The organism is Solibacillus sp. R5-41 (genome assembly GCF_002736105.1).
Taxonomy (GTDB): domain Bacteria; phylum Bacillota; class Bacilli; order Bacillales_A; family Planococcaceae; genus Solibacillus.
Genome location: NZ_CP024123.1, coordinates 3415004 through 3437109 on the forward strand (window position 1 = coordinate 3415004; position 22106 = coordinate 3437109).

Sequence of the window (22106 nt, forward strand, 5' to 3'; positions counted from 1 at the left end):
TACGTGTTTGTTTGGCTGGCTAAACACATGAGACGCACAGCTTGGTGACCAATATCTTGCTGGCCTGAAAATCCATTTGTTTTGAGATGCATTTCGAAACAAGTTAGTTAGAGCCGTGCCCGCTGATAGCTTCCGGACCGAAATGGAAATCAACTTCCCCCTTTTTAGTGAATCTGTAAAAGAGGGATTCTTTAGTTCAAATTTATAAAATTAAATAAAAGAGGCAGAAACGTTCTTTATGAACGTTTCTGCCTCTTATTATTCGTTAAGCTTAGACTCTTGAAATTACCCGATAGAACCTTCCATCTCAAACTTGATAAGACGATTCATTTCTACTGCGTATTCCATTGGTAATTCTTTTGTGAATGGCTCGATGAAGCCCATTACAATCATTTCTGTCGCTTCTTCTTCAGAAATACCACGAGACATTAAGTAGAATAATTGCTCTTCAGAAACTTTTGAAACTTTTGCTTCATGCTCTAAAGATACGTTATCATTTAAAATTTCGTTGTATGGAATTGTATCAGAAGTTGATTCGTTATCCATGATTAATGTGTCACATTCGATATTTGCACGTGCACCTGTTGCATTTTTACCGAATTTCACTTGGCCTAAGTAAGTTACTTTACCGCCTTGTTTTGCAATCGATTTAGATACGATTGTTGAAGACGTATTTGGCGCTAAGTGAATCATTTTCGCACCAGCGTGTTGGTGTTGACCTTTACCTGCAATGGCAATCGATAATGTCATACCACGAGCACCTTCACCTTTAAGGATACACGCTGGGTATTTCATTGTTAATTTCGAACCAATGTTACCATCGATCCATTCCATTGTACCGTTTTCTTCAACTACAGTACGTTTTGTAACTAGGTTATACACGTTGTTTGCCCAGTTTTGGATTGTTGTATAACGGCAATAAGCGTTCTTCTTAACAATGATTTCAACTACAGCAGAGTGTAATGAGTTTGTTGTATAAACAGGCGCTGTACAGCCTTCTACGTAGTGTACAGATGCATCTTCGTCTACGATAATCAGCGTACGCTCGAATTGACCCATATTTTCAGAGTTAATACGGAAGTAAGCTTGCAGCGGCGTATCTAATTTAACACCTTTTGGCATATAGATGAATGAACCACCTGACCATACTGCTGAGTTTAATGCAGCGAATTTATTATCTGTATAAGGGATTACTGTACCCCAGTGTTGTTTGAAAATCTCTTCATTTTCTTTTAAAGCTGAGTCTGTATCTTTGAAGATGATACCCATATCTGTAAGATCTTGCTTCATGTTATGGTATACTACTTCAGATTCATACTGAGCAGATACACCTGCAAGATATTTTTGTTCTGCTTCAGGAATACCTAATTTATCAAAAGTAGCTTTGATTTCTTCTGGTACTTCATCCCAAGACTTTTGAGTTGCTTCAGATGGCTTTACATAATACGTAATTTCATCGAAGTTTAGTGATGCAAGATCGCCACCCCACTGAGGCATTGGCATTTCATAAAATTTTTCAAGAGCTTTTAAGCGGTAGTCTAGCATCCACTGTGGCTCTTCTTTCATACTTGAGATTTCACGTACGATTTCTGCTGTTAATCCACGTTCAGAACGGAAAATCGAAACGTCCTTATCATGGAAACCATATTTGTAATCGCCGATATCAGGCATTTTTTTTGCCATGTTTTCTCCTCCGTTCATAAAATGAGAAGCACTAAAATAAATGTTCTTAAAGCGAGGTCAATGATGCACCTATGCCTTCTTTCTATTATTTTAGTTCTTTTCGTTGTTTACGCCCTTTTCCATTGCTTTCCAAGCCAATGTGGCGCATTTAATACGTGCTGGGAATTTCGCTACACCTTGTAACGCTTCAACATCCCCAAGATCATATTTTTCATCGTCGAAGTCTTCACCAAGCATCATTTTCGAGAAAATGCCTGCAAGCTCAATCGCTTCGTCTAATTTTTTACCTTTAACAATTTGCGTCATCATAGATGCAGAAGACATCGAAATCGAGCAACCTTCGCCGTCAAACTTCGCATCTTCTACGACGCCATCATTCAATTTTAGTGTCAAATGGATACGATCACCACATGTTGGGTTGTTCATATCAATCGTAACACTGTTTTCATCTAAAGATCCTTTGTTACGAGGATTTTTATAGTGATCCATGATTACAGAACGGTATAGTTGATCTAAGTTATTAAAAGACATCGCCAAAATACTCCTTCGCCGAGCGCAATCCTGCAACTAATGCATCAATATCTGCTTCGTCATTGTACATGTAGAAACTTGCACGAGCTGTTGCAGTTACTTGAAGCCATTTCATTAATGGTTGTGCACAGTGATGACCTGCACGAACGGCAATTCCACTCATATCTAGAACCGTTGCGACATCATGTGAATGCACATCATCTAAATTGAATGTAACTAAGCCGCATCGTTTCATCGGATCAGTTGGACCGAAAATAGTTAAACCATCAATTGTTGAAAGCTGATTCATCGCATAACCTGCCAAATGATGCTCATGCGCTGCGATGTTATCTAAACCAATTTCCTCTAAGAAATCAATTGCTGCACCTAAACCGATAGCACCTGCAATGATTGGTGTACCACCTTCAAATTTCCACGGTAACTCTTTCCACGTAGATTCTTGCAATCCTACGAAGTCGATCATTTCCCCACCAAACTCAACTGGTTCCATGTTTTCAAGTAGCGCCTTTTTCCCATATAGTACACCAATTCCAGTTGGTCCACACATTTTATGCCCCGAAAACGCAAAGAAGTCACAGTTTAAATCTTGTACATCGATTTTCATATGTGGTGCTGCTTGTGCACCATCAACAACCATGATTGCGCCGTTATCATGAGCTATTTTTGCAATTTCTTTAACAGGATTGATTGAACCTAATACGTTGGATACATACATAACTGAAACAATTTTCGTTTTTGCTGTAATGGCTTCGCGTGCTTTTTCTAATGAAATTGTGCCATCTGCTTCAAGCTCAATGTATTTCAGCACTGCCCCTTTTTCTTTAGCGAGTTGCTGCCATGGGATAATATTTGAGTGATGTTCCATGTACGTAATGACAATCTCATCACCTTCAACAATATTTTGACGACCATAGCCACCAGCTACTGTATTTAAAGCAGTTGTTGTACCGCGCATAAAAATAATTTCCTGCGTGGATGCTGCGTTTATAAACTTACGAACCTTTTCACGTGCCCCTTCATAAGAATCCGTCGCACGATTTCCAAGTGTATGCACACCGCGATGAACGTTTGAATTGTCTAAGTTATAGTAATTCGTTAACGCTTCAATAACTTGAATTGGCTTTTGTGATGTCGCTGCGCTATCTAAATACACAAGAGGATGACCATTAATTTCTTGATTTAAAATAGGGAAATAACTTTTAATCTCTTTTGGTATCATTATCGAACTTTCCTTTCGATAACCTCCGTCAGCTGTTTTTTTACACCTTCGATTGGTAGGTTAGCAACAACTGGCGCAAGGAATCCGTGAATTACAAGACGCTCTGCTTCTGCTCGAGAAATACCACGGCTCATTAAGTAGTAAAGTTGAGTCGGGTCAACACGTCCAACAGATGCTGCGTGTCCTGCTGTTACATCGTCTTCATCAATTAAAAGAATCGGGTTGGCATCGCCACGTGCTTTTTCAGAAAGCATTAATACGCGTGACTCTTGCTCTGCATTTGCTTTTGTACCACCGTGCATAATGTGTCCAATTCCGTTGAAAATAGATTGAGCGGCATCTTTCATAACACCGTGTTTTAAAATTTGACCGTCAGTATTTTTACCCCACTGACGAATTAAAGTTGTAAAGTTTAATTTTTGCTCACCGCGACCAACTGTTGCCATCTTGAAGTCTGATGTTGAGTTGTCACCGATTAAGTAAGTTGTATTTTCATAAATTGTATTTGCATCATTCATTAAACCTAATGCCCAATCAATTTTTGCATCGCGCGCAGCATGTCCACGACGGTTCATATAAGCAGTGAAACCTGTTGCTAAAGTATCAACCGCACCGAATGTCACTTGTGCATTATCTTTCGCGATTACTTCTGTTACAACGTTTACTTGCCCTTCTGCTTGTTCAAATGTAGAAATATATGTTTCCACATAAGTAACAGCCGAAGATTCTTCCGCTACAACGAGTACGTGATTGAATAAAGAAGCTTTCGCATCGTCATTCACAAACACGACTTGTAATGCCTCTTCAATTACAACATTGCGTGGAACATACACGAAAATACCACCGTTTACAAGTGCTGCATGGTAAGCTGTTAACTTGTGCTCATCCACTTTTACCGCTGTTGTCATGAAGTATTTTTCTACTAGATCCGCATGGTCACGAATCGCTGTTTGAATATCCGTAAAAATAACACCTTTGTTTGTCAGTTGTTCAGAAACTTTAATAAACGCAGGTGTATTATTGCGTTGAATATAAAGGTTTTGTTGACCTTCTGTATCAATAACGGCCTTTACTTCTTCCGGTAATTCATCAAGTGATGCATAGGCAGCACTTTCTACAGTATGTGCAGGAAAGTCTACGAAATTCCATTTTTTAATATTCGTTCTATCTGGTTTTGGTAATTCAAGCGCTGCAGCTTTTTCCAGTGCGCTTACGCGGAAATCAGCGAATGCTGCTGGTTCATTATTCTTTTCAGAGAACGAGCGTACTTCTTGTGCTGATAACGCTAATTTTGTTTCAACCGTCATCTCATTCGTCCTCCTTAATTATGCTTCTTCTGTAACAGCGTCCGTGTTTTCAATACCTAACTCTTGTTTAATCCACTCATAACCTTCTGCTTCTAAACGTTGTGCAAGCTCAGCGCCACCTGATTTCACGACTTTACCTTGCATCATTACGTGTACATGGTCAGGCGTGATGTAGTTTAATAAGCGTTGGTAGTGAGTGATCATTAAGCAACCGAAACCTTCACCGCGCATTTGGTTAATTCCTTTTGATACTACTTTTAATGCGTCGATATCTAAACCTGAGTCGATTTCATCTAAAATACCGAAAGTTGGTTTGATCATCATCATTTGTAAAATTTCGTTACGTTTTTTCTCACCACCAGAGAAGCCTTCGTTTAAATAACGTTGAGACATTTCTTCTGGCATTTCTAAAAAGTCCATTGTTTTATCTAATTCACGGATGAATTTCATTAGAGAGATTTCATCGCCCTCTTCACGACGTGCATTGATTGCAGAACGTAAGAAGTCAGCGTTTGTAACACCAGGAATTTCAGATGGATATTGCATTGCTAAAAATAGACCTGCTTTTGCACGCTCGTCTACTTCCATTTCAAGTACATTTTCACCATCGATTAGTACTTCACCTTGTGTTACTTCATATTTAGGATGACCCATGATTGCTGATGCTAAAGTAGATTTACCAGTACCGTTCGGACCCATGATTGCATGTACTTCATTTGTGTTAATTGTTAAGTTTAAACCTTTTAAAATCTCTTTTCCGTCGATTTCAACGTGAAGATCTTTAATCTCTAAAGTTGCCATTAAATTACCTCCAAATATTCATTTGCACGGTATACACCTATGCTAATTTATTGTCACATCCAATCTTAACTGAAAAGATGATTGGTTGCAAATAGTTTAGAATGATTTTAATTAATCTTTCTAGTACATTCTTTAATAATTCTTTTCTCCAAGTCGTTTCTACTATTAATGCAGTGTTTTGATTCGAATTATTATTTTCAATAGGAATCTTTCAAATGAGAACCAATTTCACTTGTCGAATCATAAAAATACAGCTATATAAAGTGAACTAAAGTATCCATCATATAAAAATTCACCAAAAAAGTGATAGAATTTTTTATTTAACTAATATAGTATCGATGTTTCATGAATAGATTTCCATTGTAATGTTTTGAAATTAAGTTATAGTTTTCATTAGAATCAATCTACTTTAAAGATAAATGAGGTGGGAAATTTGGAATTAAGGCAATTACGTTATTTCGTGGCGGTGGCTGAACGCGAGCATATTTCTGAGGCTGCGGAATATTTACACGTCGCGCAATCCGCCGTTAGCAGACAAATCGCAAATTTAGAAGAAGAGCTTGGTGCCCCACTTTTCGAGCGTGTTGGACGTAATGTCAAATTAACACCAATAGGGAAGACTTTTTTAGAGCACAGCATAACTGCATTAAAGGCCATTGATTTTGCAGCAAAACAAGTCGAGGAATATTTAGACCCTGCGAAAGGGACGATTAAAGTCGGATTCCCAACAAGCCTAGCAAGCTACGTACTGCCGACCATTATATCCGAATTTAAAAAAGAATATCCAGATGTTTCTTTTCATTTGCGCCAGGGGTCATATAAATATTTAATTGAGGCCGTTAAAAATCGAGAATTGAATTTAGCTTTACTCGGTCCATTGCCTCCAAAAGATGAAGCCATTAATACGACAGTACTTTTTAGTGAAAACATTCATGCACTGCTCCCAGCAAATCATTTACTCGCTAAAAGGGACAGCATTAACTTAATCGAATTGCGTCATGATCATTTCGTCATGTTTCCAGATGGCTATATTTTACACAAAGTAGCTGTGGATGCATGTAAATCTGCTGGATTTGTTCCAAAAATCACATCTGAAGGTGAAGATATGGATGCATTGAAAGGGTTAGTAGCTGCGGGCATTGGTGTATCTTTATTACCGGAAAGTTCACTCTATGATTCCACACCCCGAATGACGGTGAGAGTGCCGATCGCCAATCCATTGATTCGTCGAAATGTCGGGATTATCGCACCAACAACAAGGGTACTTGCCCCTTCCGAAAAAATATTTTTAGATTTCGTTTCACAATTTTATTCCCGCCTATCCGGATTCCAATAAAAAAACTTCCCGCATTGACTACTGTTTTTGCGGGAAGTATTTCATTTATTTTACAACCGGTACTACTGAACCGCCCCATTGTTCTAACATGAAGTCTTGAATTTCTTTTGAGTGTAATGCATCTACTAATGCTTTAATTTCTTTTGATTTTTCGTCACCCGATTTAACGGCAACAATATTTACATATGGTGACTCTTCGCTTGATTCAATTGCGATTGAATCTTTTTGCGGGTTAATGCCATTATCAATTGCAAAGTTTGAGTTGATTAATACCACATCCCCCTCTTCATTTTCGTACATTTGCACTAAAAGTTCTGGTGCTGTATTGTAATCAAATTTTAAGTTTTTCGGATTTTCTTTAATATCTTTAATTTCAGCCTTTGTTTTGTCAACACCCTCCGCAAGTGTAATTAAACCTTTTGCTTCAAGTAGTGACAGCATACGACCGTGGTCAGAAACAGAGTTTGACAGTAATACTAAGGCACCTTCCGGAAGCTCTTCTAATGTTTTGTATTTTTTAGAATAAATTCCGATTGGCTCAATATGAATTTCGCCTGCATTTGCAAAGTCATAGTCGAAATCTGCAATTTGGCTTTCGTAGTACGGTATGTGTTGGAAGAAGTTTGCATCTAAATCGCCTGATTCAAGGTCTTGGTTTGGTAAAACATAATCTGTATACGGTTCAATTTGAAGTTCGATACCTTGCTCTTTTAAAATTGGTTGTACTTGTTCTAAAATAAGTGCGTGCGGTGTATTTGATGCACCAACTATTAATGTTTCTTCATCTGATCCACATGCTGCTAAAGCTAGTACAGACGCTCCTAATACGATACTTGATAATAATTTCTTCATTTTTTCCTACCTACCTTTTTTCATTTTATCGTTTCACATAACATTCCCTATTTTCAGTCATTTAACGTTACAGACGCGCGCTTTTCTCAAGTTTGCGTCCGAGATCATATTAAATTAGGAAATACCTTAAACGTTTTTTATAATTACGGCTTGAGCCATGAACTATCGTTTATCTACTTTTGCGGTAATAAAATCACCAATATACTGAATAATAAATACGACGATTAAAATTAAAACAGTTGCCACAAATGTCACGTCTTGACGATTACGCTGGAAGCCGTCTAAAAATGCTGAAGTTCCAAGTCCGCCTGCACCAATAATCCCTGCCATTGCTGTGTAACCGACTAATGCAACAGCTGTTACTGTAAGACCCGAAATCAGTGCTGGCAAACTTTCTGGAATAAGTACTTTCCATATAATTGTCGAAGTTTTGGCACCCATTGAACGCGCCGCTTCAATAACCCCTTTATCAATTTCACGCAAGGCGATCAATACCATTCGCGCATAGAACGGGGCAGCACCAATAATAAGCGCTGGTAAAGCAGCATTGGCACCACGAATTGTACCAAGTAAAAATTTCGTGAATGGGATAAGTAAAATAATTAAAACGATGAATGGAATCGAACGGAAAATATTCACGACTGACCCCGTTAAAAAGTGGACGATTTTATTTGCCCATAGCTGATTATCACTCGTTAAAAATAATACAATCCCGATGATTAAACCGAGTGCGAATGTAACGACCGTTGCTATTGTTGTCATATAAATTGTTTCATAGGTTGCATCGAGCATCTTTGCCCAATCTACATTCGGAAATAATTGCTCAATCATGTCCAATCACCTCCGTTTGAACTTTATGTTGCTCTAGTACATCTAAAGCGGCTTTAATTTGTTCGCTCGAACCTTCAATATGGATAAACAATGTGCCGAGCGGACCACTTGTTGTATTGGAAATTTTCCCATGTACAATATTCACGACAATATCAAATTGCTTAATGATTTGTGATATTACAGGTTGCTCTGTTGTTTGGCCAACAAAGCTTAGCTTCACAATTTTCCCCGATGGATAATTCGCTAAAATTTGCTCGAGTGACGTTTGCATTTCCTGTGTTTCACCAGATATTTGCGACATGAAGTTTTTCGTTATCGGTGCTTGAGGATTTTGGAATACTTGTAGCACCTCGCCTTGCTCTACTACTTTACCTGCTTCCATTACCGCAACACGATCACAAATTTTTCGAATAACATGCATTTCGTGTGTAATGAGTACAATTGTCAATCCAATTTTTTTATTAATGCCGAGTAACAGCTCTAAAATCGAATCCGTCGTTTCTGGGTCCAATGCAGATGTTGCCTCGTCACATAATAAAACTTCTGGATTGTTTGCAAGTGCACGGGCAATTCCGACACGCTGTTTTTGTCCACCTGATAATTGTGAAGGATACGCTTTTCCTCGACCTGCTAGTCCAACAAGCTCAATTAGCTCTTCTACTCGTTTTGCTCGATCTTCTTTTGGTACTCCAGCAATTTCAAGCGGAAAGGCGATATTATCTTCCACTGTACGCGACCAAAGCAAATTGAAATGTTGAAAAATCATACTGATCTTTTGTCGAGCATCTCGTAGCTTTTTCCCCGACGCCTTAGAAATATCATTTCCGTTTACAACGACCGAACCAACTGTTGGTTTTTCTAACCCATTTAACAGTCGAATCATCGTACTTTTACCTGCACCACTATAACCAATAATGCCGAAGATTTCGCCTTGTTTAATCGATAAGTTTACTTGATTTACGGCTGTTAGTTCTCCATTTTTCGTTTTATAAACCTTCGATATATTTTGTAAGTCAATCATCGTTTGAACTCCTTTATTCGAAATAACTTATTCGTTATTTTCATAGCACATTTTTTCGCGCGAGTAGTTTTACCTAATTTTCAACTTGTTCAAAAAGAAAAAAAACCCTTCTACGACGACAAGTAGAAAGGTTTTCACATTTATGTTGAACCGTTCTCTCATCTCTCAAAGTTAAACTTTGTGTGACTTGGCACCTTTTCATCATACAATGCTGGTTGCCGGGCTTCATAGGGCACTTCCCTCCGCCTCTCTTTATAAGAGTAACGCTATTAAGTTTTTTATTATAAATGATACTCTATCACGTCGGCTTAGGAACGTCAATCACTTTTTAACATTTCATACAAAAAAGGTACGGATTGAAATGCATATATTTTTTTCTGCATTTCCCCGTTATTAGCAATGATTAAACACGGCACACTTTCCACCTGTAACTCCATTGCGAGATCACCTAAATAGTTGATATTTGCCATTCCAATTGACAAATCCGGTAATAATTCCTCAATTACTGTTAATATTTTTGATGCCACATCACATGTTCCACACATTGGTGTATATAAGTAAAAGGCACGCTGCCCTTCATTTTGCAGCTGTTGCACCCATTGTTCTCTCGTCCACACTTCCATACTACGATCAACCTTCTTTTACTATAAATTTCGCACGTTTAAGAAGTTCGATTAAAATAGGGGCTGGCGTCTTTGCCACTTCAATATATTGCTTTGGAATAATTAAATGTTGTGCTTCAGAATATGTCCGATTCATCAACTTACGCAATTTCTCTCCATTTTTATCAACATCGAACATCGTTACCATTTCATATTGCTCGTACGGTGTTAATAATGCAATTAATTCATCTTCACTTATCGTGCCATTCGTACAAAGAATAACGACTTGTTCAGCCAATAAAGGGGAAATTTGAATTTTATCTGAACGCCCTTCAACAATAATGCATTTCTCCAATATAAAACCTCCTATACAAACAATCAATTCCCACTCGGCGTCATTCCGTTTGGACGTCTGCTGAATGAAGATAAAAAGACGCTAAAATCTGTACATACAGATTTTAGCGTAAGGAATATTATTGTTCAATTAATTGTGTGTATGCTTCTGCATCCATTAATTCTTCTAACTCTGCATCATTTGATAATTCGATAACAACCATCCATGCTTGCTCGTATGGAGATTCATTAACAAACTCTGGGTTGTCAGATAACTCTTCGTTTACTGATACAACTGTACCTGATAATGGTGCATATAATTCAGAAACTGTTTTAACAGATTCTACGCTACCGAATGGTTGATCTTTCGTAATGTCGTCGCCAACCTCTGGAAGCTCAACGAATACGATGTCACCAAGTTCAGATTGTGCGAAGTGAGTAATGCCGATTGTTGCTTTACCATCCTCAATTTTTACCCATTCGTGCTCTTTTGTATATTTCAATTCTTTCGGTGTGTTCATGAAAACCCCTCCAATTAATATGTAGTACATTCATGTTCAGTTTGCCATATTTCGTTCGGAAATTCAATATGTAACGCCGTTTATTTCCAAGTATTTAAGAAGTCAGACTCCTTAAATCCTAATGTTATTTTTTTACCATCTGTAACAAGTGGTCGTTTAATCAACATGCCATCCGATGCAAGTAATGCTAATTGCTCCGCTTCTGTCATTGTTTCAAGATTATCCTTCAATCCAAGCTCTCGATACTTTATGCCGGATGTATTGAAAAATTTCTTTAAAGGCAAGCCACTTGCTTTATAAATCAATTGTAACTCCTCCACAGAAGGTGTTTGTTCAACGATATGTCGATTTTCGTACGTAATGCCATTTTCGTCGAGCCATTTTTGTGCTTTTTTACAAGTTGTGCATTTTGGGTAATGAATCAATTGAATTGTCATGAAAGTGCTCCTTTTTGCAACCTATTTTCCACTATTGTAACGGATTCACTTTCACAATTCAAAAATCGGATGCAGCGTCCTACATCCGATTCGAATTTATCATTTAAACAACATACTTTGCCGCTTCAATTACTTTCACTGATGCTTCTCGTTTTTTCAAAATTAAATTGTAAGGGTTATTACGTGTTAATTTACGTAGTGCAGATAAAATCATACGTCCTGTATCCCCTTCAACTGTAGCAAGTAGCGTTTCTTTTGCTTCTTTTTCGATTTCTGCAAATGCTTCTTGGCAGAAAATTTGCGTATAAAGTATTTTTTGTGCTGCTTTTTCTTCCCCGTCACGCGCGATTGCTTTTTGTGTACGGATGACAGCAGATTCCATTGCATATAATTGGTTGGCAATATTTGCGATGTTCACTAACACTTCTTGCTCTTGATCTAATTTAGCACCAAAACGTTGTGCTGCTGCGCCCGCTGCAAGAACAGCAATTTTCTTCGCATTTTTCACTAAATATTTTTCTTGTTCTAATGCAGCTTCGCCAATTTCTTCAGGCATTAGCATTAATAGTTCGTTTTGTAAGTCTTGTGCTACTTGTAATAGTGGCAATTCCCCTTTTAATGCTTTCTTCATGAATGTACCTGGTACAATCATACGGTTAATTTCATTTGTTCCTTCAAAAATACGGTTAATACGTGAATCGCGGTAAATACGCTCCACTTCATATTCAGCCATAAAGCCATAACCACCATGCAATTGAACGGCTTCATCTGCTACATAATCCAATGTTTCTGAACCGAATACTTTTGCAATCGAACATTCAATGGCGTACTCAGCAATGGCACCTGCTACTGAAATACCATCCTTTTGCTCTTCATCTGATAACTGGTTTAAGCGATCTTCGAAGTAACCAACTGTACGATAGTTTAAAGACTCTGACGCATAAATATGAGATGCCATTGTCGCTAACTTTTCTTTCGTTAAGTTAAAGCTCGAAATTGGCGTTTTAAATTGTTGACGTTGATTTGAATATGCTACTGCAAGCTCAAATGCACGCTTTGAAGCACCTACTGTACCTACCCCTAGTTTGTAACGACCGATATTTAAAATATTGAAGGCAATAATATGGCCACGGCCAATTTCACCTAATAAATTTTCTACTGGTACTTCTGCATCCTCTAAAATTAATGTACGAGTTGAAGAAGATTTAATGCCCATTTTCTTCTCTTCTGGACCAACCGAAACGCCCTTATATGAACGTTCTACGATGAATGCCGTGAATTTTTCGCCATCAATTTTCGCATATACTACGAAAACATCTGCAAAGCCTGCGTTTGTAATCCATTGCTTTTCACCATTTAAGATGTAATGTGTGCCCGCTTCGTTTAATTTTGCCGTCGTTTTCGCACCTAGTGCATCTGAGCCTGAACCTGGCTCTGTTAATGCATACGCAGCAATTAATTCACCAGAAGCTAACTTCGGTAAATAAAATGATTTTTGCGCATGATTACCAAATAGTACGATTGGTAATGAACCGATTCCAACATGTGCCCCGTGAGTAATTGAGAAACCACCTGCCGGAGACATTTTTTCTGCGATTAGTGCAGAAGAAATTTTATCTAAGCCAAGTCCCTCATATTCTTCGGGTACGTCTGCTGCAAGTAAGCCTAGCTCCCCTGCTGTTTTTAATAAGCGCACTGAATGCTCGAACTCATGATGCTCTAAATTTTCAACAACGGGTAATACTTCGTTTGTAACATAGTCCTGTGTTGTTTGAGCAATCATTTTTTGCTCATCTGTGAAATCCTCTGGCGTAAAGACACGATCGATTTCAACGTCCTCGATTAAGAAGCCGCCACCTTTAATAATGTTTGTTGTTTGTTCCATGATAAATTCCTCCCCTAAGGTCTTTGTGATTGGAAATAACTAATTTTATTTATTTTAAGTTTTAAAGTACTTCAAATACGCCTGCTGCACCCATGCCGCCGCCGATACACATTGTCACGACCCCGTATTTGCCACCGCGTCGTTTTAATTCGTTAATAAGCTTCACAGTTAAAATCGTGCCCGTTGCGCCAAGTGGGTGCCCTAAAGCAATTGCACCACCGTTTACATTCACTTTATCGATATCAATGCCAAGTTCACGTACTACTTGAATTGATTGTGATGCGAATGCTTCATTAATTTCCCAAAGGTCGATTTGGTCTTGTGTTAAACCCGCAATTTCTAACGCTTTCGGAACAGCTACAATTGGACCAATTCCCATTACTTCTGGTGGAACTCCTCCAACTGCAAAGCCTAAAAACTTCGCAAGTGGCTGAATACCTTGCTTTTCAGCTTCTTCACGGTCCATCACTAATACCGCTGCTGCACCATCTGATGTTTGAGAAGCATTGCCCGCTGTAACAGAGCCCTTCACATGGAAGGCTGGACGTAATTTTGCTAAGCCTTCCATCGAAGTGCCAGAACGTACCCCTTCATCTGTATCGAAAATCACTTTCTTTTCTTGCAATTTATTATTCTCGTCAACTGTGTACTCAATTACTTCAACAGGTACGATTTCATCGATGAATTTTCCTTCTTTAATCGCTTTTTCAGCTAATTCATGAGAGCGTACTGCGAAAGCATCTTGATCTTCACGACTCACATTGTACCGATTTGCGACTTCTTCCGCTGTATGCCCCATACCAATATAGTATTGAGGTGCTTCTTCTGCTAGCTTCGGATTTAAACGAACTGTATTTCCTGTCATTGGAATCATACTCATCGATTCTGTACCACCCGCAATAATCGCTTTTGAGTGGCCAAGCATAATTCTTTCCGCAGCATATGCAATCGTTTGCAAACCTGACGAACAGAAACGGTTCACTGTTAGAGCTGGTGTTGTATCCGGTAAGCCTGCTAACGCACCAACTAATCGAGCAACATTCATCCCTTGCTCCGCTTCAGGCATCGCACAGCCCATAATTAAATCATCAATCGGACCTTCATAGCCCGCACGTTTTAACGTTTCCTTTACTACTACTGCACCAAAGTCATCCGGACGTGTATTTGCAAGTGTTCCTTTTTTTGCACGACCAATTGGAGTTCTCGCTCCTGCAACGATAACGGCTTCACGCATAATGATGTATCCCCCTTGTTATAAGCTAGCGACTCTTATTGCCACTAAACATAAAATATTAGTTACGTAATGGTTTACCTTTTACAAGCATGTGCTGCATACGCATTTGTGATTTTTGATCAGCTACTAAACTTAAAAATGCTTCTTTTTCCAGATTTAATAAATAGTCTTCCGAAACTTCTGTTCCATATGGTACTAAGCCGCCTGCAATGACATACGCAAGTTTTTTAGCGATTTTTAAATCATGCTCACTAATAAATCCAGAATTATACATACCTTGTGCACCTAGCAATAATGTTGCATAACCTGGTGCCCCAACTACTTTTACAGCCTTTTTCATTGGTGGTGTGTAGCCTGCATTTGCAAGTGAAAGTGCCGCTTGTTTTGCATCATAAATTAAGTGGTCTGGATTAATAGAAATCCCGTCTGCGAAATTTAAGAAGTTATTTTCACGCGCTTCTTCACCTGAAGTAGAAACTTTCGCAAGTGCAACCGTTTCAAATACTTTATTCGCAATGGCTTGGTAGTCAATATCAACACCGTTTGGTAAGCCCTTTATAAACTTCTCATATAGCCCGATATTTCCTCCTCCGCCTGGAATTAAGCCAACCCCAACTTCCACCAATCCGATATATGTTTCTGCCGAGGCTTGAATATGTGCAGCAGGTAAACATACTTCTGCACCTCCACCTAGTGTCATTTGGAATGGTGCTGCTACGATTGGTTTTACGCTGTATTTAATACGACGCATCGCTTGCTGGAACGACCGGATTACAAAATCAAGTTCAAAAATATTATCATCCTGTGCTTCCATTAAAATCATGCCAAGGTTCGCACCGACACAAAAGTTTTTGCCATGGTTTCCGATTACGAGACCTTTATAGTTTTTTTCCACTTCGTCTATCGCGAAATTGATCATCTGGATAATATCTAAGCCAATAGCATTGGATTGTGAATGGAATTCTAATAAAGCAATACCATCTCCTAAATCAATTAAACTTGCACCTGAATTTGATTTAATGACACCATGTTTTTTCTTGTAACGTTTTAAATCGATTGCTTTTTCATTTACCGGAACTTTCACATATTCTGTTCCATTGAAGTAAGCTACGTCACCATCAATTTCTGAATAGAATGTTGAGAATCCTTTATTTAATAGATTTGTAACAAAGGAAGGAATTCCGCGACCTTCTTCGGTCATTTTTGCAACGGATTTTTCAACACCAATGGCATCCCACATTTCAAATGGTCCTTGTGCCCAACCAAAGCCCCATTTCATCGCGTTATCAATCGCTAAAATGTCATCCGCAATTTCACCTGTAAGTTTTGCCGAGTAAATTAACATCGGGGCAAATGAATTCCATAGAAGTTCTCCCACACGGTCATTGGCATAAATTAATGTTTTTAATTTGCCACCCGGTCCTTTTGCTTGCTTTGCCATTTCTAATGAAGGCGTAGCTAGCTTTTTCGATGGCTCATATTGCATTGTTGATAAATTTAATTGTAAAATTTCTTTCCCTTCTTTTTTGAAGAATCCTTGACCTGTCTTTGCGCCTAACCAGCCATTTTCAAGCATTCTTTTTAAAATTGGTGATTCCTCAAAAACTACCTGTTCCTCACCTGTTGTTTGGTCGTAAACATTTTTTGCTACATGGACAAATGTGTCTAAACCGACAACATCAAGCGTACGGAATGTAGCTGATTTTGGACGACCAATAATTGGACCCGTTACCGAATCAACCTCGCCTACTGTATAATTACGTGCAATCATTTCCTGCATCGTTACAAGAAGGCCATATGTACCGATACGGTTGGCAATAAAGTTCGGTGTATCTTTTGCGATAACAACCCCTTTACCAAGAACATCTTCACCAAATTCTTGCATAAAGCTTAGAACTTCTGGCTTCGTCATATTTGACGGAATTACTTCCAATAATTTTAAATAACGTGGTGGATTGAAGAAATGCGTTCCAAGGAAATGTGCTTGGAAATCTTCTGAACGTCCTTCCGCCATCGCATTAATGCTTACCCCTGATGTATTGGATGAAATAATTGTTCCTGGTTTACGTACAGCATCAATTTTTTCGAATAATCCCTTTTTAATTTCTAAATTTTCTACAATAACTTCGATGATCCAATCAACATCTTTTAATTTGTCTAAATCGTCATCGAAATTCCCCGGTGTAATAAGCGCTAAATTACTCTTCACTGAAAGTGGCGCTGGCTTTTGTTTTAATAATTTTTGCATGGCGCCGTTAGCGAATCGGTTTTTCACCGCTTTGGAATCGAATGTTAACCCCTTTGCTACTTCCTCGTTCGTTAACGCCTTTGGTGCAATGTCTAATAATAATGTAGGAATCCCGATATTTGCTAAATGCGCTGCAATACCTGAACCCATTACCCCTGAACCTAATACCGCTGCTTTTTGAATTTTATAAGACACAAACACTTCCCCCTTCTCCCTTGAATGAACAGTCATTCATTTTCAAATGAAAAAAAAACTTCAAACAGCTTTTCTGTTCTTAGTGTAGTTTATATTGCTAAATTTCGCAATATTTTTCTCTAAATATTCTAATTATTTATTATTCTACTTAAAAAATAGCAAAGGAAAGTAAAGTTTATAAGCTTTCTGGAGTTTAATTACTTTTCGTAATCGTTTATTCTGTGTAGAATGGGCATAAGGAGCGTGATTGAAATGCAAGAAATTACAACAATTGAACAATTTAACGAACTAACAGGTACAGACAAAAAAGTATTACTTAAGTTTTTCGCTGGTTGGTGCCCAGACTGCACACGCATGGATATGTTTATCGATCCAATTATTGAAGAGTACTCTCAATATGAATGGTATTCAATCAACCGTGACAACTTCCCAGAATTAGCCGAGAAGTATCAAGTAATGGGGATTCCTTCATTATTAATCTTCCAAAACAGTGAGAAATTAGCCCACCTACACAGTGCAAATGCAAAATCACCTGCACAAGTAGAAGAATTTTTAAACGCACAAGCGTAATACAACGAAAGAGCGGATCTAAGAGGATTTTCCTTTAGATTCGCTTTTTTCGTTGCAATAAAATCCCCCTCATAAAGGTGAGAATTTTCTATCTATTTCCCCTATTTGTCATTGTCATCAATCCGTAATACAATGGACTACTACGCGCAAATTTTTGTATTAAGAAAGGAGTTTATATGACTTCAGATCAACGAAAAAAATTAGCATTATTAATGTTAAATATGTTTATTGCAGTCGGGAGCTTTGGGATAATTATTCCAATCATCCCCGCATACTTAAAAGAAATCGGACAAGGCGGAACTGCGGCGGGGTTAATTATCGCCATTTTTGCTTTCGCTCAATTTTTAGTTTCTCCGATTGGTGGGAAATGGGCAGATAAATATGGACGTCGCCCGCTCATTAATGCCGGATTACTTATATTAGCCATTTCCATGTTTATTTTCTATTTTGCAGATTCCATTGTTTTACTATATATCTCAAGAGCAATCGGTGGAATCGGCTGTGCCCTTTTAATCCCAGCTATTTATGCTTACGTTGCGGACATTACAACAATGGATCAACGTGCGAAAGGTAATAGCTTTATTTCAGCAGCAATGTCTTTAGGTATTGTTATCGGACCAGGTATTGGTGGTTTTTTAGCTGAATATGGTTTAAAAGCACCATTATTAGTTTCAGCTATCGTTGGATTATTAGCATTTGTCGTATCATACTTCACATTGCCGGAAAGCTTAACCGAAAAAATGGCAATGTCGAATGAGCCAAATCAATCGATGATAAAAGACGTTATTTTATCTGTGAAAAAACCGTTCTTCATCCCATTAGTTATTACCCTTATTATGAGTTTCGGATTAATGGCCTATGAAACGGTACTTGGATTATATGTAAACGATCAATTCGGTGCTACACCACAACAAATTGCCTTTATGGTTACCGCAACAGGACTTGTTGGTGTCATTATGCAACTTTTCGTTGTAGACCGCGTTGTAAAATTAATTGGAGAATTAAACGTTCTGAAACTATTTTTAATCGTTACAGCAGTTGGATTTTCCCTCTCAATCATCGCTAAAACATACGAAATGTTCTTTATCATTTCATTAATGATCTTCCTTGCTACCTCAATTTTGCGACCTGTACTCACAACGCTTATTTCAAAATTAGCAGGAAATGAACAAGGTTTTGCAATGGGGATGAACAATGCTTATATGAGTATCGGAAATATTTTAGGCCCGCTTCTTGCTGGTGCACTTTACGATATTCGAATTTTATTTCCGTTTATTGCAGGATTAATTATATTAATCTTAACAACTATTTTCACATTCATGTGGAAAGGTGCAAAGCTCACTCAAAATAGTTAATGCTTTTGAGCAACTGCGAAAGGCTACCCGATTATTAATTTGTCGGGTAGCCTTTTCATTTATTCTAATTTACTATTCGTAATGTACTCATTCCCTTTTTCATCCGAAATAGTTCGCTCATCCTTTCGCGTTAACTGTAATGTAAAACCATCATCACCAGTAAGAAAATATTTTTCCCCATCTACACGCACTTTTATATTTTTATAAATCTTTTCGGACTTCCCATCAATCTCCACATCTTCTGGAGCCAATTTAATCTTCATATCATTCCCATAAAATTCATATTGATTGTAATAATTTTCTCGATTGATAAAAACTATATTTTGTAAATGGCTTTCCTTTGCTTCATACGTCACCTTATCTATAGTTAGCTTCTCTAAATCCAACATACTGTAATGTTCTGATTTTTGGAAGAAGTCTTCATTATATTTAAGCAGTACGTTTGGACCAATCATCTCCACACTGTAAAATTGGCTTGGACCGTCTAATTTTGCATGTTCAAAAATATTTGCACTAACTAATTCACCATTTCGAACTGTCACAACTTTTGCTTCTTGTCCGCCCCAAAAGAAGAAAGGCTCGTCATGAAAATCCCGCAAATACGATGTTATCCCTTTATCCTCTTGTAAGTCACCATTAATCATTTGGTAGTTCCCATCCGAACGCTTAAAGAGGAGTGTCACAATTGACGTTTTTTCATCAAGTATAAATAATTCTCCAGGTTTTCCATTAAAGAAAGTAGCAGGTCCATCACTAAAAATGCCTAAATCAAAAAACTTGCCTTCCAAAGTTTCAATCACACGCAGTGTTCCCTCTTTATATTTTAACTGATGTAGTAGCGTACCATCGTCAAACGTTACTTTTTCGTATGCTTGTTGTTGGGCATTTAAATCGAAATTCCACATCTCTGTTGCATATCCGGCTGGACGAAATTCCAAATCAATTGACTGGGGAAATTCAATTTCATCATACGAATAAAATAATTGCTGCTCACTTAGCTCTATTTTTCCTGTAGCCTTTACATACTGAATTTCATTTAAGAAATTTATATCACTTGCAGTTAGTTTTATATAAAGTAAAACTCGTTCTTCTTCATCGATTGTCTTTACAACTTCAAGTGGTTGTTCAAAATCAAAAATACTATACTCCTTCAATACCATTTCCGTATTAACATTAGCAACTTTCTGAAGTGCCTTCGCATCTTGTTTGGAAATGGCATCAAAATACTTTACGACCACTTCCCGCTGTTCTTTCGGCAATATACTTGCTTTCACCTCTACTACTGTTGCTGTTTGTTCGTATTCGTTAGGAAGAAAGTAAAGGGCAACTCCAAGTACAAGCATCATACAAAGTGCAATAGCAGGCTGAATCCATTGAAGTGTTTTGCGCGATTTTTTCTTTGTCAGCACCTTTTCAACAAATGCGTCATTTAATAGTGGTTCTTTGCCAATTGTTTCATCAATGGCTTGCTTTATGCGAGAATTCGTCATCCCATCCACCCTCCTCTAATATGAATTTTAATTTTTCTCGCCCACGCCTTAATCTTGTTTTCACTGTATTACTGGATTTACTTAACAGCTGCGCAATTTCCTCGATATTGAATTCTTTGTAATAATATAAAATAATGACTTCTCGATATTTTAAAGGTAGCTGTAAAATTGCCTGACCGAGGCGCGCGTTTTCAGTAAGTTCAATTACTTGTTGCTCGGCTGATTTTGTGCCTCGGAATATCTTCTGGATTTTATTTGTTAATATGGTATTTTTGTAGCTCCAACTGCGTAAATAATCATAACTACGATTGATTGTCATTCTATATAAATACGTGCGGTAAGTTGATTCACCACGGAACTGCTGCTGTTGCTCAAATGCTTTTAGCAACACATCCTGTACAATATCTTCAGCAACTTGTGTGTTTTTCACATATGTAACGGCAAGACGTAACAGCTCTTCTCCGTGCATCCGAACAAATTGTTCTAACTGCATAGTAGACACCTCCCTTTTTTTAGTTTGACGTTAGACGGAGCTCTTTGAATAATAGTTTCAAATGAAATGAATTTTAACTTGTTTCAGCAGAAGTCCTCTATTTCTATAAGTGGGGGTTCAAACCTCGGCTGAATCAAGTTAATAGGGGTGTTTATCGAGAGAGCTCGATAAACATCTGGACGCAATTACGCAGAGGTGTAATTGATTGTGTGTATAATATTTAAATATAACGGAGGTGATGTTTTGCGCGTTCTTCTCAATGTTAAAGGTATATCTCAGTATAGTTCCGTTGTACGCGCGGAGTATCAAAACTCTGCATGTGGACCAACTACAGCGCATGTTATTTTAAACTATTTATGTAAAGATGAAACCGTACCCAAAATGGATATTAATGAACTTTATACATTTTTGGGTGGATCGAGAATTGGCCTTTTCAAATGGCGCATGATTCGAAATTTAAGACGTCTGCTCGGTGAAAGTTGGTTTGTTGAAGAGTGTACACTGACAGAGGCCATCCAACAATTACGTTTAGGTTACCCCGTTGCCCTAAAGTTCGATGCCTATTCTACTGGTCAATTTTTATCAAAAAAGAAACCAATGTTCCACTATCATTGGGTACCTTTAATTGGTTATGAAATTAAAAATAATGAGCTGTACTTAATGATTCATGATAATGGCGGGTCAAATCGAGACAGTGAAATCCGCTCCTTCCATTATGATGATAACCGAAAAGTATTAAGCTTCCTTAAAATCGAGCCAACTGATGGGTTATTTCACTAAATAAACAAAAAAACATTTTGGTTGCTAATCAAAATGTTTTTTTATTTTATCTACTACCTATGTTTACACTATTTACATCGCCATCGTCCAATTATGGTTGAATGAACAGACTGGGGCGGACATTGGAAAGAAATTTTTTACTGATCCTTATGATACATCAGATCATTGGTAAGGTGTATATCACTTTTATCCAGTTGAGCGTTGGTTTGCTCAATGGAATGATCGTAATATCGCACCGAAACCATTCCAATTACAACCATACATCAGAGTTGATTATAAGTAATTTTAAAAGACGCTGGAAGCATTTGTTTCCACGTCTTTTTTATTTTTCCTGTTCAAAAAATGTTATACGCCACGGTTTTTATGGAAATACTTTCATTAA

General features: G+C 37.8%; 21 protein-coding genes and 1 riboswitch. Of the genes, 4 read left to right on the forward strand and 17 right to left on the reverse strand.

Going from position 1 to position 22106, the window contains the following annotated elements; translation table 11 throughout:
* Positions 1 to 285: 285 nt before the first annotated feature.
* The 5 genes from sufB to sufC form a co-directional block, all read right to left on the reverse strand.
* Positions 286 to 1683, reverse strand: a complete 1398-nt coding sequence (sufB, locus tag CSE16_RS16985) for a Fe-S cluster assembly protein SufB (RefSeq protein ID WP_099424983.1) — start codon at positions 1681 to 1683, stop codon at positions 286 to 288.
* Between the two features lie 90 nt (positions 1684 to 1773).
* Positions 1774 to 2214, reverse strand: a complete 441-nt coding sequence (gene sufU / locus CSE16_RS16990) for a Fe-S cluster assembly sulfur transfer protein SufU (RefSeq protein WP_099424984.1) — start codon at positions 2212 to 2214, stop codon at positions 1774 to 1776.
* Positions 2204 to 3433, reverse strand: a complete 1230-nt coding sequence (locus tag CSE16_RS16995; RefSeq protein ID WP_099424985.1) for a cysteine desulfurase — start codon at positions 3431 to 3433, stop codon at positions 2204 to 2206. The genes sufU and CSE16_RS16995 overlap by 11 nt, the downstream gene beginning before the upstream one ends.
* Entirely contained in the window at positions 3433 to 4740 is a 1308-nt protein-coding gene (gene sufD, locus CSE16_RS17000) for a Fe-S cluster assembly protein SufD (RefSeq protein WP_099424986.1), read from the reverse strand. Before sufD ends, CSE16_RS16995 begins: the two co-directional genes overlap by 1 nt.
* Before the next feature lie 18 nt (positions 4741 to 4758).
* Positions 4759 to 5541 (reverse strand): Fe-S cluster assembly ATPase SufC, encoded by a 783-nt coding sequence (sufC, locus tag CSE16_RS17005; protein ID WP_099424987.1) that lies wholly within the window; start codon positions 5539 to 5541, stop codon positions 4759 to 4761.
* Positions 5542 to 5974: 433 nt separating this feature from the next.
* On the opposite strand from sufC, the gene CSE16_RS17010 reads away from it, so the two are divergent.
* Positions 5975 to 6877, forward strand: coding sequence for a glutamate biosynthesis transcriptional regulator GltC (locus tag CSE16_RS17010; RefSeq protein WP_099424988.1), 903 nt, complete (start codon positions 5975 to 5977; stop codon positions 6875 to 6877).
* Positions 6878 to 6922: 45 nt separating this feature from the next.
* Here the strand turns inward: CSE16_RS17010 and CSE16_RS17015 are convergent, their stop codons facing one another.
* The 10 genes from CSE16_RS17015 to CSE16_RS17060 all read right to left on the reverse strand — a co-directional run bounded on the left by CSE16_RS17015 (position 6923) and on the right by CSE16_RS17060 (position 17036).
* Positions 6923 to 7729 (reverse strand): MetQ/NlpA family ABC transporter substrate-binding protein, encoded by an 807-nt coding sequence (locus CSE16_RS17015; protein WP_099424989.1) that lies wholly within the window; start codon positions 7727 to 7729, stop codon positions 6923 to 6925.
* 162 nt (positions 7730 to 7891) lie between these two features.
* Complete coding sequence (locus CSE16_RS17020; RefSeq protein WP_099424990.1) at positions 7892 to 8560, reverse strand: methionine ABC transporter permease; 669 nt, start codon at positions 8558 to 8560, stop codon at positions 7892 to 7894.
* The gene (locus CSE16_RS17025) at positions 8553 to 9581 is read right to left on the reverse strand and encodes a methionine ABC transporter ATP-binding protein (RefSeq protein ID WP_099424991.1); all 1029 of its coding nucleotides are present in this window, start codon (positions 9579 to 9581) and stop codon (positions 8553 to 8555) included. Before CSE16_RS17025 ends, CSE16_RS17020 begins: the two co-directional genes overlap by 8 nt.
* A gap of 155 nt (positions 9582 to 9736) precedes the next feature.
* Positions 9737 to 9842: riboswitch (SAM riboswitch) on the reverse strand.
* 56 nt (positions 9843 to 9898) lie between these two features.
* Positions 9899 to 10204: a thioredoxin family protein gene (locus CSE16_RS17030; RefSeq protein WP_099424992.1), complete on the reverse strand. Its 306-nt coding sequence runs from the start codon at positions 10202 to 10204 to the stop codon at positions 9899 to 9901.
* Positions 10205 to 10211: 7 nt separating this feature from the next.
* Positions 10212 to 10538 carry a toprim domain-containing protein gene (locus CSE16_RS17035; RefSeq protein ID WP_099424993.1) on the reverse strand — a complete coding sequence of 109 codons (327 nt, stop codon included), beginning with the start codon at positions 10536 to 10538 and terminating at the stop codon, positions 10212 to 10214.
* Positions 10539 to 10656: 118 nt separating this feature from the next.
* Positions 10657 to 11037, reverse strand: coding sequence for a glycine cleavage system protein GcvH (gcvH, locus tag CSE16_RS17040; protein ID WP_099424994.1), 381 nt, complete (start codon positions 11035 to 11037; stop codon positions 10657 to 10659).
* 80 nt (positions 11038 to 11117) lie between these two features.
* The gene (locus tag CSE16_RS17045) at positions 11118 to 11474 is read right to left on the reverse strand and encodes an arsenate reductase family protein (protein ID WP_099424995.1); all 357 of its coding nucleotides are present in this window, start codon (positions 11472 to 11474) and stop codon (positions 11118 to 11120) included.
* 103 nt (positions 11475 to 11577) lie between these two features.
* Positions 11578 to 13359, reverse strand: coding sequence for an acyl-CoA dehydrogenase family protein (locus tag CSE16_RS17050; RefSeq protein ID WP_099424996.1), 1782 nt, complete (start codon positions 13357 to 13359; stop codon positions 11578 to 11580).
* Positions 13360 to 13420: 61 nt separating this feature from the next.
* Positions 13421 to 14593 (reverse strand): acetyl-CoA C-acetyltransferase, encoded by a 1173-nt coding sequence (locus tag CSE16_RS17055; RefSeq protein ID WP_099424997.1) that lies wholly within the window; start codon positions 14591 to 14593, stop codon positions 13421 to 13423.
* A gap of 58 nt (positions 14594 to 14651) precedes the next feature.
* Positions 14652 to 17036 carry a 3-hydroxyacyl-CoA dehydrogenase/enoyl-CoA hydratase family protein gene (locus tag CSE16_RS17060; protein ID WP_099424998.1) on the reverse strand — a complete coding sequence of 795 codons (2385 nt, stop codon included), beginning with the start codon at positions 17034 to 17036 and terminating at the stop codon, positions 14652 to 14654.
* Positions 17037 to 17288: 252 nt separating this feature from the next.
* Here CSE16_RS17060 and CSE16_RS17065 point away from each other — a divergent pair, with 252 nt between their 5' ends.
* Both CSE16_RS17065 and CSE16_RS17070 read left to right on the forward strand, forming a co-directional pair.
* Positions 17289 to 17606 (forward strand): thioredoxin family protein, encoded by a 318-nt coding sequence (locus tag CSE16_RS17065; protein ID WP_099424999.1) that lies wholly within the window; start codon positions 17289 to 17291, stop codon positions 17604 to 17606.
* Between the two features lie 176 nt (positions 17607 to 17782).
* Positions 17783 to 18961, forward strand: coding sequence for an MFS transporter (locus tag CSE16_RS17070; protein WP_099425000.1), 1179 nt, complete (start codon positions 17783 to 17785; stop codon positions 18959 to 18961).
* Between the two features lie 59 nt (positions 18962 to 19020).
* Here CSE16_RS17070 and CSE16_RS17075 read toward each other — a convergent pair whose 3' ends face one another.
* Positions 19021 to 20451: a hypothetical protein gene (locus CSE16_RS17075; protein WP_099425001.1), complete on the reverse strand. Its 1431-nt coding sequence runs from the start codon at positions 20449 to 20451 to the stop codon at positions 19021 to 19023.
* A complete protein-coding gene (locus tag CSE16_RS17080) occupies positions 20420 to 20944 on the reverse strand; it encodes a sigma-70 family RNA polymerase sigma factor (RefSeq protein ID WP_099425002.1) in 525 nt (174 codons plus the stop codon). The genes CSE16_RS17075 and CSE16_RS17080 overlap by 32 nt, the downstream gene beginning before the upstream one ends.
* Before the next feature lie 243 nt (positions 20945 to 21187).
* On the opposite strand from CSE16_RS17080, the gene CSE16_RS17085 reads away from it, so the two are divergent.
* A complete protein-coding gene (locus tag CSE16_RS17085; RefSeq protein ID WP_099425003.1) occupies positions 21188 to 21724 on the forward strand; it encodes a C39 family peptidase in 537 nt (178 codons plus the stop codon).
* Positions 21725 to 22106: the final 382 nt, after the last annotated feature.